This window comes from Comamonas sp. SY3 (genome assembly GCF_041730275.1).
In the GTDB taxonomy this organism is placed as follows: Bacteria; Pseudomonadota; Gammaproteobacteria; order Burkholderiales; family Burkholderiaceae_C; genus Comamonas; species Comamonas sediminis.
The window spans coordinates 358,928-374,277 of the sequence record NZ_JBGTYN010000002.1 but is presented as its reverse complement, the minus strand read 5'-3'; the positions used below and the strand labels follow the sequence as shown (position 1 = coordinate 374,277).

General features: G+C 58.1%; 25 protein-coding genes. 4 read left to right on the top strand and 21 right to left on the bottom strand.

The window, feature by feature from the left end:
- Nucleotides 1–243 precede the first annotated feature (243 nt).
- Nucleotides 244–423: a CsbD family protein gene (locus ACCQ08_RS04785; RefSeq protein ID WP_373449065.1), complete on the top strand. Its 180-nt coding sequence runs from the start codon at nt 244–246 to the stop codon at nt 421–423.
- A 34-nt stretch (nt 424–457) separates the two neighbouring features.
- A complete protein-coding gene (locus ACCQ08_RS04780; protein ID WP_373449083.1) occupies nt 458–844 on the top strand; it encodes a PRC-barrel domain-containing protein in 387 nt (128 codons plus the stop codon).
- 436 nt (nt 845–1,280) lie between these two features.
- Here ACCQ08_RS04780 and ACCQ08_RS04775 read toward each other — a convergent pair whose 3' ends face one another.
- From ACCQ08_RS04775 to ACCQ08_RS04690, 18 genes are all read right to left on the bottom strand, one after another.
- Nucleotides 1,281–2,315 carry a tyrosine-type recombinase/integrase gene (locus ACCQ08_RS04775; RefSeq protein ID WP_373449064.1) on the bottom strand — a complete coding sequence of 345 codons (1,035 nt, stop codon included), beginning with the start codon at nt 2,313–2,315 and terminating at the stop codon, nt 1,281–1,283.
- Nucleotides 2,308–2,535, bottom strand: a complete 228-nt coding sequence (locus ACCQ08_RS04770; RefSeq protein ID WP_373449063.1) for a DUF4224 domain-containing protein — start codon at nt 2,533–2,535, stop codon at nt 2,308–2,310. The genes ACCQ08_RS04775 and ACCQ08_RS04770 overlap by 8 nt, the downstream gene beginning before the upstream one ends.
- Before the next feature lie 64 nt (nt 2,536–2,599).
- Nucleotides 2,600–2,797, bottom strand: coding sequence for a hypothetical protein (locus ACCQ08_RS04765; protein WP_373449062.1), 198 nt, complete (start codon nt 2,795–2,797; stop codon nt 2,600–2,602).
- On the bottom strand, nt 2,794–3,351 hold the full coding sequence (locus ACCQ08_RS04760; protein ID WP_373449061.1) for a hypothetical protein: 558 nt from the start codon (nt 3,349–3,351) through the stop codon (nt 2,794–2,796). The genes ACCQ08_RS04765 and ACCQ08_RS04760 overlap by 4 nt, the downstream gene beginning before the upstream one ends.
- Before the next feature lie 204 nt (nt 3,352–3,555).
- On the bottom strand, nt 3,556–4,776 hold the full coding sequence (gene chrA / locus ACCQ08_RS04755; RefSeq protein ID WP_373449060.1) for a chromate efflux transporter: 1,221 nt from the start codon (nt 4,774–4,776) through the stop codon (nt 3,556–3,558).
- Nucleotides 4,733–5,092: a PadR family transcriptional regulator gene (locus ACCQ08_RS04750; protein WP_373449059.1), complete on the bottom strand. Its 360-nt coding sequence runs from the start codon at nt 5,090–5,092 to the stop codon at nt 4,733–4,735. Before ACCQ08_RS04750 ends, chrA begins: the two co-directional genes overlap by 44 nt.
- A 61-nt stretch (nt 5,093–5,153) precedes the next feature.
- Nucleotides 5,154–5,543 (bottom strand): hypothetical protein, encoded by a 390-nt coding sequence (locus ACCQ08_RS04745; RefSeq protein WP_373449058.1) that lies wholly within the window; start codon nt 5,541–5,543, stop codon nt 5,154–5,156.
- Entirely contained in the window at nt 5,540–6,283 is a 744-nt protein-coding gene (locus ACCQ08_RS04740; protein WP_373449057.1) for a hypothetical protein, read from the bottom strand. The genes ACCQ08_RS04745 and ACCQ08_RS04740 overlap by 4 nt, the downstream gene beginning before the upstream one ends.
- A 2-nt stretch (nt 6,284–6,285) precedes the next feature.
- The gene (locus tag ACCQ08_RS04735; protein ID WP_373449056.1) at nt 6,286–6,660 is read right to left on the bottom strand and encodes a hypothetical protein; all 375 of its coding nucleotides are present in this window, start codon (nt 6,658–6,660) and stop codon (nt 6,286–6,288) included.
- 150 nt (nt 6,661–6,810) lie between these two features.
- Nucleotides 6,811–7,656, bottom strand: a complete 846-nt coding sequence (locus ACCQ08_RS04730) for a hypothetical protein (protein ID WP_373449055.1) — start codon at nt 7,654–7,656, stop codon at nt 6,811–6,813.
- 107 nt (nt 7,657–7,763) lie between these two features.
- On the bottom strand, nt 7,764–8,891 hold the full coding sequence (rdgC, locus tag ACCQ08_RS04725; protein WP_373449054.1) for a recombination-associated protein RdgC: 1,128 nt from the start codon (nt 8,889–8,891) through the stop codon (nt 7,764–7,766).
- 366 nt (nt 8,892–9,257) lie between these two features.
- Entirely contained in the window at nt 9,258–10,325 is a 1,068-nt protein-coding gene (locus ACCQ08_RS04720; protein WP_373449053.1) for a hypothetical protein, read from the bottom strand.
- Between the two features lie 7 nt (nt 10,326–10,332).
- Nucleotides 10,333–11,025: a hypothetical protein gene (locus ACCQ08_RS04715; RefSeq protein ID WP_373449052.1), complete on the bottom strand. Its 693-nt coding sequence runs from the start codon at nt 11,023–11,025 to the stop codon at nt 10,333–10,335.
- A 34-nt stretch (nt 11,026–11,059) separates the two neighbouring features.
- Complete coding sequence (locus ACCQ08_RS04710) at nt 11,060–11,827, bottom strand: ERF family protein (RefSeq protein WP_373449051.1); 768 nt, start codon at nt 11,825–11,827, stop codon at nt 11,060–11,062.
- Between the two features lie 99 nt (nt 11,828–11,926).
- Nucleotides 11,927–12,103 (bottom strand): hypothetical protein, encoded by a 177-nt coding sequence (locus ACCQ08_RS04705; protein ID WP_239812132.1) that lies wholly within the window; start codon nt 12,101–12,103, stop codon nt 11,927–11,929.
- Nucleotides 12,096–12,281: a hypothetical protein gene (locus tag ACCQ08_RS04700; RefSeq protein ID WP_373449050.1), complete on the bottom strand. Its 186-nt coding sequence runs from the start codon at nt 12,279–12,281 to the stop codon at nt 12,096–12,098. The genes ACCQ08_RS04705 and ACCQ08_RS04700 overlap by 8 nt, the downstream gene beginning before the upstream one ends.
- On the bottom strand, nt 12,271–12,468 hold the full coding sequence (locus ACCQ08_RS04695) for a hypothetical protein (RefSeq protein WP_312531732.1): 198 nt from the start codon (nt 12,466–12,468) through the stop codon (nt 12,271–12,273). The genes ACCQ08_RS04700 and ACCQ08_RS04695 overlap by 11 nt, the downstream gene beginning before the upstream one ends.
- Nucleotides 12,468–12,779, bottom strand: coding sequence for a hypothetical protein (locus ACCQ08_RS04690; RefSeq protein WP_373449049.1), 312 nt, complete (start codon nt 12,777–12,779; stop codon nt 12,468–12,470). Before ACCQ08_RS04690 ends, ACCQ08_RS04695 begins: the two co-directional genes overlap by 1 nt.
- A gap of 174 nt (nt 12,780–12,953) precedes the next feature.
- On the opposite strand from ACCQ08_RS04690, the gene ACCQ08_RS04685 reads away from it, so the two are divergent.
- Complete coding sequence (locus tag ACCQ08_RS04685) at nt 12,954–13,154, top strand: DUF1508 domain-containing protein (protein WP_313331329.1); 201 nt, start codon at nt 12,954–12,956, stop codon at nt 13,152–13,154.
- 7 nt (nt 13,155–13,161) lie between these two features.
- Here the strand turns inward: ACCQ08_RS04685 and ACCQ08_RS04680 are convergent, their stop codons facing one another.
- From ACCQ08_RS04680 to ACCQ08_RS04670, 3 genes are all read right to left on the bottom strand, one after another.
- Nucleotides 13,162–13,437 carry an Arc family DNA-binding protein gene (locus tag ACCQ08_RS04680; protein WP_373449048.1) on the bottom strand — a complete coding sequence of 92 codons (276 nt, stop codon included), beginning with the start codon at nt 13,435–13,437 and terminating at the stop codon, nt 13,162–13,164.
- Between the two features lie 457 nt (nt 13,438–13,894).
- Nucleotides 13,895–14,194, bottom strand: coding sequence for a hypothetical protein (locus ACCQ08_RS04675; protein WP_373449047.1), 300 nt, complete (start codon nt 14,192–14,194; stop codon nt 13,895–13,897).
- A gap of 101 nt (nt 14,195–14,295) precedes the next feature.
- Nucleotides 14,296–14,982, bottom strand: coding sequence for a LexA family protein (locus ACCQ08_RS04670; RefSeq protein ID WP_373449046.1), 687 nt, complete (start codon nt 14,980–14,982; stop codon nt 14,296–14,298).
- A gap of 83 nt (nt 14,983–15,065) precedes the next feature.
- Between ACCQ08_RS04670 and ACCQ08_RS04665 the strand changes: the two genes are divergently transcribed.
- A complete protein-coding gene (locus ACCQ08_RS04665) occupies nt 15,066–15,281 on the top strand; it encodes a hypothetical protein (RefSeq protein WP_312463592.1) in 216 nt (71 codons plus the stop codon).
- Nucleotides 15,282–15,350: the final 69 nt, after the last annotated feature.

Here is a 15,350-nt window from a genome sequence, read left to right as displayed (position 1 = left end):
TCAAGCCAGTTAACAAAGGCCTGCCGCTGAATGCGCATGAGGTAGTGCGCGAGTGTTGAGGATGAAGCGCATGCAGCGCCTTCCGGACGGGCGCTTGAAGGCCCGCATTTCGAGCAACTCCAGCGAGGCCTGTAAGCCTAACCCCACTGTCTAACAAGTTGTGCACCTAACTTCTTCCATCGTGTTGCGCGCTATCGTTGACCCATCCCAACGTTGCGCTGCAACACCACTGAAGGAAAACGCATGAACAAGAACCAAGTCGCGGGTGCCGTAAAAGATGCTGCTGGCAAGGTGCAGCAGAAGGTCGGCGAAGCAGTCAACAGCCCTGAGCAGCAGGCCAAGGGCATTGCCAAGCAGGTCGAAGGCAACACCCAAAAGGCAGCGGGCCATGTGCAAGAAGCGGTCCAAGACACTAACAAGTAACAAGGAGTTGATGATGCAATCCAAATCTATGTTGATGCTCGGCGCTTTTGCCATCACGATGGCTGCCGGCACTGCTTTCGCGCAGACGCAAGTGCCAGTCGCAGGCGGCGTCAAGCTGGGTGTGGAGCAGACTGAAATCCAGGCGGTCGCCACCGGTTGGAGCCTGAAGAAGTCGGTGCTCGGCAAGAACGTCTACAACGAAGAAGGCAAGTCTGTCGGCAAGGTCGACGACGTGATCGTTGCACCTGACAAGGCCGTCTCTTATGCCATCATCGGTGCCGGCGGCTTCCTGGGCGTGGGCAAGCATGATGTCGCCATCCCTGTGGGCCAGTTCCGTGTGCAAAATGACAAGATCACTTTGCCCGGTGCAACCAAGGATGCCCTCAAGGCGCTGCCCAAGTTTGAGTACGCGAAGAAGTGATAGCTGCCCGGAGGCAGATATCCTGGAAAGCCCCGCAAGGGGCTTTTTGCGTTGTAAGCCTTCAGCCATTTTGCGCAAAGGTTCCGCAGTGGCAGCCGTGCGATCCATCTTTTGCCTTGACCACGCCTGCGCTGAAGTTGGAGCCGATGATTCAGTGCATAATGACGCCCAGTCATAAAAAAACAAAAACGGCCCTTGCGGAGCGCTCCGCAAAACCAGGGTCTCAGGTTGCGCCCTTCACGGCAAAATACCTTCATAAATCAAGCATCTGCCCGTAGCTCAGTTGGATAGAGCAACAGCCTTCTAAGCTGGTCTAGGTTTCTAGGTTTCATGCGGGTTCCCAGGCGATTTCCGCTCCGCAAAGTTGTATTTTTATACAGCTTTTTAGCCCACTGTTTAGGTAATTCGTGGGCGTTTTGCGGAGCGGGTTCACCCCTCATTTCGTCGCGTTTACCTTCGATCCACGACGCAAATAGTGACGTTTGGTGGTCTGGACGGATGCGTGCCCAAGCTGTTTGGAGGCCGCCACTTCCCCTCGCTCATCGGCCACATCATCAGCAGCTTTTGCCCGCAGGTCATAAAACCAGAACACCTTTATCTCGCCTGCGAGTTCTGCATCGCCGCTGTCCTCAGCCTTCTTGGCAGCGGCCAGGCGAGCTGCTTCAAAAGCGTCGCGCATCATCTGCTTGGACATCGGCTTTCCGTACTGGCTCACCAGCAGGCTTGATGTGTGCGTTTTAAACCCTTCCTTTCTAAGAGCGATGCGGTCCAGTAGCGCCTTCAACTCACCCTCGATGATGAATCGGAGGGGAGCAGAGGTCTTGTTTTGTTTGATGATGAGGTGGCCATCTTGAATGTTCCGGTCGGTCAAGGCTCGGGTATCTCCGGGCCGTTGGCCAGTCAGGTACGCCAGATCCATGGCATCTCTCAAAGCATCGTTTCCTTGCTCATACACAGCACGGTAAACGCGATCTGTGATGTAAACCTCTCGTTTTTCGAGAGAAAAGCCTTCAATGCCTGCGCAAGGGTTCTCGCGCTCAGTCCAGCCCCAGGCACGCGCCATGTTGAACATGTGGGAAAACGTCCGCTTGAGCCGGTTGGCGGTGGTGGGTTTGTCTTTTGACCACTGCAACAGCTGGAAGATGTGTTTTGGTTTGATGGCATCGATGGGCGCTGGCTTGGGCTCACAGAAAAACTGACGAAGCTTCTTCAGATCACCGCGATTTGTGCCCTGGGTCGAGGTCGCTTTGAGCGGAATGACCTCGGTTTCGTATTTGACTGCCAGTTCTTCAAAGTTGTATTCGGAAGGCTCGGCAGGTAGGGCAGACAGTTCAAGCCACTTTTTTACGGCCTCCCGATAATCCGACCCAAAGGCGATTTCCTTCCGGGGTTTGGTCTGGGTGTCGAAGTAGTAATAGGTCTTCCCTGACTTTTGCTTTCTGGCCCTGAAGTGCGGCATTGACTTAACCATGTGCGAAAGCAGGCTCCCATGAAGGCGCTGCTTCCTCCTTTTTATCTGATCCTTCGATAATTGCACGAACCACGATGGGGCGGCCGACAGCGTTAATGTAAAAAGGAATCCGCATGGCGCGCAGGGCGGCCGCTTGCAGCACCTCACGTGACTTGCCGCGTTTGCCCTGTTTAACACCGGTGAGCTCCTTAATTTCTTCGGGTGTGAGAAACGAACTCATGATTGAAGCTCCAAAAAAATAAACCCCGCTCAATGGCGGGGTCAGGATGTGGTTTGGTTGAGGCTCAGGTCTTGAAGTAGGCCAGGCCTGCGGCTGTTGGTTGGTGGTCTGTTCCTTGCAGCATGCCGGCGCGGTGCAAGGCCTGCACAGTGCTGTGCGTGCGGTGGGTGAAGCTGTTGCGGGTGAGCCCGAGCAACAGGGGCCGGCCGCTGACGGCGTTGTGCAGCATGGTGCGCTGGGCAGGAGAGAGCTTGGGTGTCATGTGTCTGTCCATATTTTTCTCACTGGGCGGCTTCCTGGCCGAATAATTTCCATCAGCTTGCGAGCGATCATTCGCCCTGCCTCCTCCTGTATCCGGCGCTCCAGCTCCAGGGGCGGCAAGGTTCTCAGCGCAGATTCCGAGATGGCGTAGTCCACTTCACCGGATGCAAGGGCTATCCGAAAGTGCATGCGTCCATCAAGCAGCCTTGTATCCTCAAACCGTGCGAGAAGCGTGTACATCCTCTCGACTTGGAGCATCCCAGGTGGGGCTTTGAGGTCATCTGCCTCCAGTAGATCTAGCGGCTGTGGCACATGCATTAGAAACTCACCTGAGAGCGCGAAGGGTTCAAAGGCGCTGCGACATTCAATTTGTGGTGGCAGCGCTACAGAGTAGGTGCCCAAGATCTCGGTTGCTCGCTGTAGAAGCTGCTCAAGGTTGCGATGTTGACTTCTCACCTGCAACAGCTGGTGGCGGTCTTGCTCCTGGGCTGTTTCCAAGCTTGCGATCTGCTCGCGCAAGCGCCGCTTTTGATTGCGGCCGAATCGTCTTCCCATGGGGATCTCCAAAATGAAGAACCCCGCTCAATGGCGGGGTTCGATCTGATCTGTCGGGTTCTCGGGGTCATCAGGCGGTGCGAATTCCCAAGGGCATTGCCTGGGAGGCTTATTGCCGGAGGCCCAAATGGCGACACCAGCCAGAGCAGACTTTGAAAGTCGTCCGTGCGGCGCGCGAAATAGCGGAGAAACGGCGCCTTTAGGCTACAACCGCAAACCCCCTGCCACCACAGCTGATCCTGCAACCACCAAAACGGGTGATACTCGACCAAAAATCAGCAGTCCGAAGGCAGCGAGCGCAAGGCCGAAGTCCTCTTTATTGTGTATTGAGCTGGTCCAAACCGGGTCATACAGCGCGGCTACGAGGACTCCGACCACCGCCGCATTCACGCCCGCCATGGCCTGCTGGACTGAGCCACGCTGCCGGAGCGTCTCCCAAAAGGGCAGGGCGCCGGCCACCAGCAGGAAGGCTGGCAGGAACATCGCCAGGAGCAGCGTCATGCCACCGACCCAGCCGCCTAGCGGCGCCGGCATGGCCGCGCCCAGGTAGGCGGCGATTGTGAATAGAGGCCCGGGAACCGCTTGCGCGGCCCCGTAGCCGGCCAGAAAGGTGTCGTTGCTCACCCAGCCAGGGGGGACCACACCGGATTGGATCAGGGGCAGCACAACATGGCCACCGCCGAACACCAGTGCGCCGGCCTTGTAGAACACAGCCACCGCCGAAGCTACCGTGGAGCCAGTGCCAGCGGCCAAGGCTGGAAGACCAATCAGAAGCAGGCCGAACAGGATCAACAGCGTTGCGCCGATGCGCTTGGATATGCCGTAGTCCCTGTGCATGGCAGGTTGCAGTTGCTCAACCCTCACCGCGAAGCGTCCTACAAGGCCGCCCAATGCGATCACCGCAACTTGTCCAAGCGCGCTTGGCACCGCTAGCACAGCAAGCGCCGCCACAACGGCCAGGCCGGCGCGCAGGCGGTCGGGGCATAGCGACTTGGCCATCCCCATGACTGCCTGTGCAACCACGGCGACCGCAACGACCTTCAATCCGTGGACCACGCTGGATGACGCCAAACCAGCCCACTCAGCTATGCCGAAAGCAAACAGGATCAAAGCGATTGCCGATGGCATCGTAAAGCCGATCCAGGCCGCCAATGCGCCTAGCCAACCAGCGCGACCGAGGCCCAAAGCCATCCCTACTTGGCTGCTCGCAGGACCTGGCAAAAACTGACAAAGTGCGACCAGGTCGGAATAGCTCCGGTCATCAAGCCATCGGCGCTGCTCAACGAACTCTGTGCGAAAGTAGCCTAGGTGAGCAACCGGTCCGCCAAAGGAAGTTAGTCCGAGCTTGAGAAAGGCGCCGAGCACTTCTAGCGCGGATCCTCTATGGCTGGTGTCGAGAGCTGCTGGGTGTGGTTTTGAGTCCATCGTTAGGTGCTTTGTGTAATGTTTCGTCCGTCAGCTCTGCGAGCTTGGGCCGCAGCGCCTCAAGTGCCTTGCGCCCCTTTGCAGTCGCCACGTAGTACCTGCGTTGTTTGCCGTGGACGACTGTTACCGAGCTTTTTAGCAATCCATCCTCTTCAAGCCTGTGTAGCAGTGGGTACAGGGTGCCGGGGCTGAGTTGGTAGCCGTGACGGGCCAGTTCCTCAGCCATGCCCGCGCCATAGACGCGCTCAGACACCGCGTGGTAAAGCACATGGACGCGTACGAAGGCAAGCAGTATGTCGCGGACGGTATCGGTCATCGTTATCGGAGTTGGATTTCATGCTAACAGATGCCTGTGAAGCTTGCCATCGATTCACCCGTTAGACGCCGGCGACAGCATCTGTCGGTATCGCGGCGCGCAGTTGGGCCTGCAGTGCCGGGATACGCTCGTCGCGCAGCTTCTGGAAGCGCAGGTACACATCCGCCGGCATTGCCTTGCCCATGTACTCCATGTGCAGCCGCTCTCTGCTGCATTCCAGTTGCACCAGCTGTTCGATCAGGTCCCAGGTGGCCGGGCCCGCTTGTGTAGCCATCGCCTGGGCTGCATAGTCGGCACCGGCGCTGAATGCGCTGGCCCATGCGCCACCCACATCGGGCACGATGGCATTTTTCCTGCAGGTGGTCAGATACGCATCGAGTGCTGCTGCACCAGCTGCGGTGAGGTCGCTTTTAGGTTGTGACTGGTCTGGGTTGTGATAGTGGCTGGTCATGTTTCTTCCCGTTCACGGGTTGCTTCTATTGCGGAATCGAGCACGGCGCGCAGGTGGTCGAGCGCCGACTCGTAGTGCTGGCCACGGCCGCCAAAGGCGTCCATGGCCCGCTGGAATGTTTCGTCGTTGAAGTGCGCGGCCTCGGCAAACGCGCGCAGGCGCTGGGCGTCCTGGGCATTGGTGTCGTGGACCTGGTCGGCTGTGTCCTGGGCAATCTCGTCTGCGGAGCGCCGTTTGTGCTGAACCAGGCCCGATGGCCCAGGGGCCAGCACTTCATTGATTTCGGCCTGAGAAAAGAAAATGCCCGCTTCTGCGGGCACTGTCACCAGAACGGAGTCGCCCGGCGGGCCGCCCCTGTTGACGGCGTACTCTTCGATGATGGGGCTGGTGAGCTTCAGGATGGCCTTGGCCAGCGCGCGCGCCTCGGGCTGCTTCCTGGCGTGCGCATGCTGGCCCACCCAGCGCGCGGCGGCGATCAGCTGCAGGGCGATGCCCACCACGTCGCAGGGCGCTTTGCCGCCTTCCGGGATGGCCTGGTGCAGCAAGATGCTGCCGCTCTCCGGATAGTCGGCCAGCCAGCAGTGGATGCTCTCCACGCCTTCAATGGGTGCGGCACCGGTGGGCGAGAGGCTCAGGCACACACGGTCGCTAAGCTGCTTCTCTGTGCGCTCTGGTGCTATGGCATTCAGCGCATCCAGCAGCTGGTGACCGTTGAGGGTCAAAGTGGCGGAGCTCGACATGACTATCCCCGGATGCGGTGGACGCGAGCACTCATCTTGCGCCATGGATGGTTTGGCCCGGGCCCGCTTGCGAGCACTGCTTCCTCTTTTTCTGCTGCAGTGATTGGGGCTGGCAATGGGCTGGCAGGAGCGGGGGCAGGCTTGGGTTCAGAGTAAGGACGCTCTTGACACCCTTCTTGGCTTTCGATGAATGGGATTGAGAGCGCTCCTTTCATAACCTTGGCCGCTTCCACTTCAACCTTGGCGCTGTTAATGATGGTCTGGGCAGTCTCATTCACCATGCCAGCTAGTGCCAGGTCAACTGTTTTGGTTGGATCTACCAAGTTCCGCAACTGGTCGAAAAGAATATCTCGCAAGTCCTGAACATTGTTGTTCATACGATCACCTCTTAAAAAAGTCAGTGGTTAGGTTTTGCTGCATTGCGGCTGCTTCCAATCGTGCGGTGCTTACAACGAGGGAAACGCTCGACATGACGGCGTTTTTTCTGTTCTTTGGAAATTCCCCCTGCTTTATGGATTGAAGCGTCTTTAGGAGCATTTGTTTTGTTGATTCAAAACTTTCGATATTTTTGCTTTGAGTCGTATCAGCTCCTGCACTTCCGGGGGTAGCGTCCATCCGCTCATTATTTTCCATTGCTCATTCCTTTTGATTAGAAGGAGGTTGTCAAGAGTGCGAGGTAAATTTTTATTAATAACAACTAAATAGTGATCGGCTGGTATTGGGCCATGGATCGATTCCCACTCAATAACATCTACTCGTTTCCAATCGATCCTTTGTTTGCCTGTGTTGGAAACTTTACGTACCCTTATCCCATGACTATCTACTGTCTCAACCCCAATTGCGGCATGGTGACCGCGTCCGACACGATTTTCGCTACGGGTAGTCAAACCATGATTGAATTGAGCAATATAAATTGCTGAAAGACTTCTGCCCAGCTTTGCTGCAATGTCGGCTCGTCTGCACTCACTTTTAGTCATAGTGTGCAGTATTTCTACCTCGCTTTGGCTCCATGGTCTTCTGGGTCCAATCGATCCTTTCAGTGGCTTATTTGAAAGGCCAATAACTTTGGCTCTTTTCCGGATCGCATTTTCTGATCGATCAAGTATTTCGCCGATTTGCTTATATGTATTTCTTTCATACAAGCGCCTGATTGTTTCATCCTCCGAATGTGTCCATTTTTCTATTGGAGAATGTTGATTTTTAAAGCCCTGTTTTTTAATTTGCTGAAAAATGGCCGGTTTAGTTCTCCCCAACTGTTTGGCAATATGTTCGGGAGATTTTTTCTCTGTAGTAAGTAACAGCAGAGTTTCAATGTCGGATGCCGTCCATGGACGGGCAATGCGAGGTTTTTTCACTTTGCTGTTTGTCTTCATGTCTTAATGTCCACAGGGCAGGCCTTCGCCTGGAGCAGGTTCGCGCTCTACAGGTGCACCGCAGCTGCCGCAGCGCTTGGGTGGGCTGGGTGGGGTTGCTTGCTGGGTTATCCGATGACCTTTCGCGCGCCAGAGCCATCCATCCTGGACACGATGCCTTGGTGCTCCATGGCTTCGAGCAGGCTGGCGGCGCGGTTGTAGCCGATCCGGAGACGGCGCTGCACCATGGAAATGCTGGGCTTGATCGCGGTGCGGACGGCTTCCACGGCCTGCTCGTAAAACGGGTCCTGCGATCCGTCGCTTGAGCCAACAGCGGCCAGGGCGCTGGCCTGCGGCATAGCGCCCAGCTCGGTACGGCCTTCGCCGCCCAGCGCGTCGATCAGATCGGGGATCAGCTTCGACAGCTCGCCGGTGGCGATGGCCACATCAGCATCGAACCCGTTCTCGTCGGGCTTATCTTCCAGCACCACGCCCAGCAGCTCTACCTTTTTGAGCTGCAGGCCTTCGGTGAGCACAAAGCTCACCCGGTCATCCCAGGTCAAGGCCAGCTTGGTGGGCAGCTTGCCTTGGTCGATGTGCTCGCGGACCTCGTCAATGCCCAGTGGGTGGCGGCCGTAGCGCACGACCGCTTTGGCTTCGTCTGTGCCCTTGAGCTCGCACTCTCGGTCGATGCTGAAGCCCGCCGGCGCGTCGTAGCTGTGCAGCCAAGCGGCCATTGCGCCTTGCGGGCTGGCCTTGGTGTCCAGCAGTGCCACGGCAAAACCGGGCGAGGCCTCCACCAGCATGGTCACTACAGTGTCGGCCCGGCCCTGTGCGCTGGCGTCGATCACCAGCAGGCGCGCGGCAGGGTCGATCCATACCCAGGTGCCCGCCTGCTTGGTGAAGGCAATAGGCAGCAGATCTAATTTGCACTCTTCCTTCAGCTCTTGGCGCTCTTTCCGGCCAGGCTTGCGGCCTTCGGCTTCCTCGATGTTGGCCAGCTTCTCATCGAGCTTGCGGTTGAGCACGCTGGCGGGTAGCATCTTGCTCTCGCTCATCAGCCGGAGGATCCAGTGGCCGCCCACGGATTCAACCATGGCGCCGTGCTCTTCGCCGCGCGGCGGCACCCAGCCGGTGGACTGCTCTTGCGTGGCGCCGCACACCTCAAATTGCTGCTTGGCCAGCGCCCGGTCGAGTTGCGCTAGGTCGGCCTGCCAGGATTCGGAAACGCGATAGATGATCAGGTTTTTAAACATATGGTTAAAAAAGCTGCTCCTAGGCAGCTGATTTGAATAGAAAGATGCGCCTTTTGGCAGCGGCTAGAATGCGCAGCGTTAATGCGAGCTTCGAAAGACATGAATTCGCCAAAAGGTCTAGATCCAAGGCTTAAGCAAGCCTTAGCCAAAATGGCTGAAAGAAAGGGGCTGAGATATGTTCAAACTTACTTGGACAGCGGAGCCTTTGACGGTCCAAATCGAGAAGCGGTACAGAGATGGATTGACATCCAAAGACGCGCGCTATTTCTCGCGCGCTTAGGGCCGGTGTTGGTGGGAATTGCATCCGTCGTGGCCGCCCTCGCAGCAGTTATTGCCTTGTTCAAGGACTAGGCTCTTTTGCTGCGTTTATTGGAGTTCGATCATCTCAAGATGCTCGATCATGGCAATGCGAATGGCAGCCAGATCGCAAGCTCGGTAGAGGCGCGCGGCCTTCTCTGTGGCCACATGTGGAAAACCCAGCTGGGCCAGGCCGGCGGCGTCGATGCTCAGCGGCGCCATCAGGGTCTTGATCTGGCCCAGCGACACGCGCGCATCTGGATCCACCTCGGCGGCCGGCGCGGCGCCGGCGGCGGCACGCGCGGCAGGTTGCGGCATGGCGGCGGATGCTGGCCGCGCAGCAGCGGCGGCGGGCGCCGGGGCAGGTGCCGCTGCAGGTGCTGCTGGTTCTGCAGCTGGTGCCGCTTGCGGCGCGGGCGCCAGGGCCTCACGCTGGCGGGCCAGCTCGGCGGCCTGCTCATCCAGCTTGCGCTGCTGCGCGGCCAGCTCGGCCGCTACGCGCTCGTTTTCCTGCCGCTGGGCTTCGGCCGCGTCAGCAGAGCGGCGGTCGGCCGCCAGCTGCTCCAGGCGGGCGATGGTTGCGGCCTTCTCGCCGGCGGCGCGCTCGGCGAATTCCTCGAACACCGCAGCGCTCACGTCGATGCCGCGCACGTATGTAATGCCCGCCTCGATGCGCTCTACCGCCAGGCCGCGCGCCTTGTCCGAGTAGCCGGCGATGGTGGCGATGGCATCGGTGTGTTTCTGCACGCGTGCGGCCTCGGCCTTTTCCTTGGCGGCTTTCTCGTCGGCCAGCTTCTGCTCATGGGCCTTGATCTGCTTGTCGATCGCAACCTCTGCGGGCTCCACGATGGCGATCAGGCGGGTAGCCTCAGTTTCGATCACTGTCTTGCAGTCGTTCAGCTGCCCCTTGGTCTGGTCGCGCAGGCGCTGGATGGCGAAGCGGCCAGACTCGCGCAGCTCCAACCGCGCATCGCGCGCAGCCTTGGCTCCCTTGGTGGTGGTCATGTCGTAGGCCACGTTGCGGTATTTGGCGGCCAGCGCCGTCATGTCCGCCTCCAAAGGCGTGAACAGCGCCAGGGCGGCGTCGTTGATGCTGGGGGTGCCCAGGGCGGTGGTGGTGGTCAATTCGTTGCTCATGGTGTCCTCATGCTGCAAATGGGTCGGCGATCACGGCATTGCCCATGGCCTGGACGACGGCGGCCTGGGCCTGCGGGTAGGCTGCGGCCATGTCGGTGTGGTGGGAGTGGGTCTGGTCGAACTCGGTCAGTGCCTGACGGAAATATTCCTGCGCGGCTTCCAGGCGCTGCTGGATCAGTGCTTCCTTGGCAAGGTCGCGCTTGATGTTCCAGCTGGTGACGCGGTGGTGCTCGGCGATGTGGTCCACGATGTGCATCGTTGGGGGCTCGTAGCCGATCAGCTTGTCCGGGGTGTTGACCAGGCAGTAATCGACCTGCCATTCGTCTGCGTCCCAAAGCATCATGTAGGCGCGCATCTGCCACTCGTAGATGGGGTCCATGCAGTCATTGAGCCAGCCGGGGAAGGTCTTGGCCGACCAGGACGCTTTGATGTCGTGGCCGCGCCGGTTGGCCGCGTCGAACAGGTCGCACTCTCCGCTCAGCCAGGTGTTGGTTCGGCGCTCGGTGTTCTTCACCAGGAACAGGCCGCGCACCCGGTTGAGTAGCTCGATGCATTCCTGCTCGACCTCCAGGCCCTTCTGGGTTTCCTTGCTGGAAAACTCGAAGTCGATGCCGAAGATTTCCTGCTGGGCCAGGCTGCGGATGTAGGTCTTTGCTCCCACCGACAGGATGCCCTCGGCCTTGGTCTTGGGCTCGGTCATAATGCGGCTCAGGCTGTGGCACCGGAAGAGAGTGTTATGCATTGGCAACCCCCATTGCTGCGTTAAAGTCCTTGAGGCCCTGGATGTCGCGGGCCTTGCTGATTTCGGCGCGCGCTTGCTTGCAGGCGGCCTGGAACTCTGGCGTTCCCTTGACGCTGAGCGCGTAGTCGATCCAGCCCTGCGTAAATTCCGACACAGGCTTTGCCGGGACCGTGCCCGGCGGGCTGGCGGCGTTGCCGTCGTCGTCGTCTTCGCCCACAGCCACGTTGAAGATGTCCTTGAGCAGATAGCGCTTGCCGTAGCTCTTGCCCGAGCCCACGGCGTGCGTGCGGGTCATGACATCGCCGCCCTTGGCGCCCTTGCCGTCGGCTGGGATGTCGCAGTGGTAGGTGCGGGTGTGGCCGCCGATGTGGGCCACGTAGCAGACCACGCGCACAAAGCCTTCCGCTGCGCCTTCGCCCTCGTCAAAGCTGAGCGAAAACCCCGAGGCCGTGTACAGGGGGCGCAGGTAGCGGTCCAGCTGCGCATAGCTGGCGTACTGGCTGCGCGTCTGCGGGTTCACAGCGTCTGCAGCGATCCGGCCCATCTGCGCCTGCGCGCTCACCATGGCCTTGTTGAATTGCTGCTCGGCGTCCTTGGCCGTGATGCGCTCGTGCAGGTCCAGCAGGCGCTCCATCTTGTCCATCTGGATTTCTGGGTTCTTCGCCGCGGCGATGATGGCGCGGGTCAGCTTCGCAGCTTCGGTGTTGTCGACGTGCACGGGCAGAGCAGGGGCAGGGGGGCGGGTGGTGACTTCGTTCATGGCGTTACAGGAATGCGATGTTGGTCTTGGCGATGAGGTGCACGGCCGCGATGGCCGTCACGTTCACCGCGATATAGAGCAGGACCCAGAGGGGGAGCTTCATTGGTCGGTACCTTTCTTGGTGCTCAGTGCCACCTGCTGGGCGGCGTGCACGGCGTCCTGCACATCGGCGGCCGTGGCTTGTTCGACGGCCAGGTCGGTACCGGGGTCGGAAAAGAAGATCACCGCCAGCAGGGCGGCCAGCATCCAAGCTGTGTGGATTGCGTTTTTACGCATAGCGGCTCCAGAAAAATGCGATCAGGACCAGCGCGGCGGCCAGGCCCAGCCAAAAGAAAAGCCGCTGGTGCAGCGGCTTGGTGTAGTGCTCAAAGGGGTGGAAATACTCGGGCCGGTGCCCGCAGGCCTCGTCCAGGGTTCTTGGCGTCTTGAGTTGGAGAGGCCTCTCACGCAGCATCGTCGGCCCCATCGATCTTGAATTGCCAGGCCCCGGGGTTGACGATGGTTGAGGGGCGCAAAAGCACTGCCATTGCCGTGCTGGAGGCATCGAACAGCGGCACAAACTCATCGTCGTCGGGCGGCTTTACCCGCAGCTGTAGGCCAGCTGCAAGGGCCCGCAGGTAGGTGGCGTTGACGTGCTCCATTACCAAACCTCCGCTGCTTCTTGATCCAGCACCTCATCAACGCCGTCTTCGCAAACCTCCAAGAGATAGTTCCGGAGGATCTCGCCAGCGGCGGCATCGTTGCCAGCCTGCAGCTGATAGCACAGCTTGGCCATCGTGGTGGGGTCGAAGTTGCCGAATGCCTCCTGCACCACGCCATTGAACCTGGGCAGGAAGGGCGAGTTCGTCGCCCAGGTCTGCTCCAGCCAATTGGCTCGAGCGTCTTGGCGATCTGTGGCCGCTTGGTGGGTAGAGGCCAGGCGGGCATGGTGGGCGTCAGAAAATCCGTTCATTTCGAGTCCCCGAATAAAAAGGCCCGCTGGAAGCGGGCAAGGCGCTGAAAGGGAACAGCGCGGAGTGTACGAGGAAGAAGTTTGCTTATTTCAGCGATACTTTCCTATACTGACATCAGGACAGATGCACGATGTGTCTTTCCGATGTCATAACAACTAACGAGGTATTTTTCAATGCTTTATTTCTACGTGTACCAAGATGAGCGCCAGCAGTGGCGGTGGAGGTTCACGAGTTCAAACGGTGAGATCATTGCTATAGGCTCGGAGAGCTATCACAACCTTGGTGATTGTGAACATGCCATTGATTTGCTGAAGAAAAATGCTTCCAACGCTGTGATTCTGGGTGATGTCACATACAAGAAAAATCGCCCATAGTTGATCTTCAACGGGAAAGCAGCTTTTCCGCTGCCTCTCTTAGGGCTCTGAGGTCTTCGGCAATTCGTTCAAGTACCGAGGGCGCCTCGCAACCTTTCAAAGCGAATTCTTCACCGAACGATGCAATCACTCGGTGCAAGATTCCCGCGTGCAGGCTCCGGCCTGATCTGTCGGCTTCTTCTCGAACTCGTTCATACACATCAGGCGGGAACCGGATGGTGTTCTGAATGAACGGTGAACCGCCATTGCCGTTACGGCGTACCTTGATGTCTTTGATATCCATGATCGCTCCATAAAGCAAAAAGCACCTCGGGTGAAGTGCTTTTTGATATGCCCCTGTTTCCAAGGGCGCGATGCGTTTTCACGCTGGGCTTTTCGAGCATCGCTCGGAGGGCATCCCTGTTTGCCTCAACAGTCTCTTTTCTTGGCTAACTGTCAGCCTCACCCCGTACACACCCAGGGACCGGTGCCGCAGCTGCCATCTCGTTCGTTTGTTTCCCCGTATCCACGGTCCTATCTGGTTTCTCACCAGCCTACTAGCCTTAGCTGCGTGATCCTTTCGCCCCCCTGCGGGTTCTTGCCCGTCTCTTGGAAACCCGGGCGATCCCCCCGGGGTCTTCGGGGGCTGGTGATCCTGGCTCCCTTCGATGCATTGTTTGCCTCGATGGGATGGACTATACAAAATGTGTAGTGGTGTGTCAAACAAAAAGTGTAGATGTGGCAAATATTTTGTGTAGACCCTAATTTGTGACTCTCACATCAAAGTAGGCTTCATCCACAGCGATGTCTCTGAAGCCTGCTTGTCTTGCCTTATCAAACGCTTTGGTCCAGGTGGTGGCCACCTTTTCTTCTGTCTTGGTGAGCACTCCACCCTCGGATGCATCGCTGAAAAGCTTGTATGCCTGTTGCAAAGCTTTCACGTCGGAAAAGCTCTTGAGCAGCTCTCGCAAAAAGCGCTGTTCTGCTTTGCCCTTCAGATCAGGCGAGAGATCGGCGGGGCAGTCTTGCAGACGAACATCTATGGTGAGGTGTGTGTACATCAATGGCTCCATTTGTGCTGTATGAAAACACAGTATATGAAAAAACTGTATGGATGAACAGTGTTTTTGCGGAAAAAATACCCGCAATTGCGGGCTTGGCTTCATCGGTCGTTGTGACGGCGATATCGGCGCCGATGTTCAGTCATTGTCCCTATGACCAACAAGTGATGTTCATCGCTACGCAGGATCGGATAGTCCGGATTCAGAGGGACGAGTTCAAAAATTTCCTGGCCTCTCTCATCGATACCTCTTACCCGATATTTTTTGAAAGTTGCCTCTTGCTTTGTATTGCGTGCTGCAACAAAGTCACCCGGACGCGGGCTCACTTCGGGATCGATCCGCACTCGATCACCGGGCCTGAAGTCCGGCAGCATCGAGTCGCCCTCGATCTCTAAGAAGACTGCCCATGCAGAGGCGTCGTTGTCCCCATACTCAATGTCAAACCCGTCTCCAGGGGAATAGGGGTCTGAAATCTCTTTAAGCAGACCTGCTTGAATGAACGAAATCACCGGATAGCTTCTTACACCCTCAGGCACCATCCGCACATTGCTGTCAAAGGTTGGTTTTACCCACTGCTCACCCGTGCCGTAGGTGATCCACTGGGCTGACACACCCCACATCTTTTCAGCCTTCAGGGCTTGAGAGGATGGCACCCCTCGCTCCTTCCAGTTGTTCACGGTCTGATCGGAGGCACCAAGCGCCCGAGCCAACGCCGCAGCGCCGGCCACACCTTTTTGGTTTGCTGCTTCCAACAGGCGCGGCAAGGATTGCTTTTTCTGATCTTCCATTGTGTGAATTGTCGCCTAACTAAACAAAGCGTTGCTACACTTAAAGTTTGAGTTTCCTAAACTTTATGTGTAGAATCGCCGCCATGACCGATGCTGAACTCATCACCTTCCATGGCGGCCCAGCGAAGCTGGCTTTGAAACTCGGGTGGAGCGAGGGCCGTGCAGTCCAGCGCATCCATAACTGGCGCACTCGCGGCATTCCTGCCGCAGTGAAGCTCCAGTACCCAAAGCTTTTCCTGTCCAAGCGAGTCCGTGCCGCTAAGCCAGAACAAGCGAATAACGAGGCTTGCCATGCCTGAGGCACAGGCGTGCGTTCGACCGCGTGCCTCTTATCCCTTTTCTACCGTCCGCATCCGTCGAGACATAGC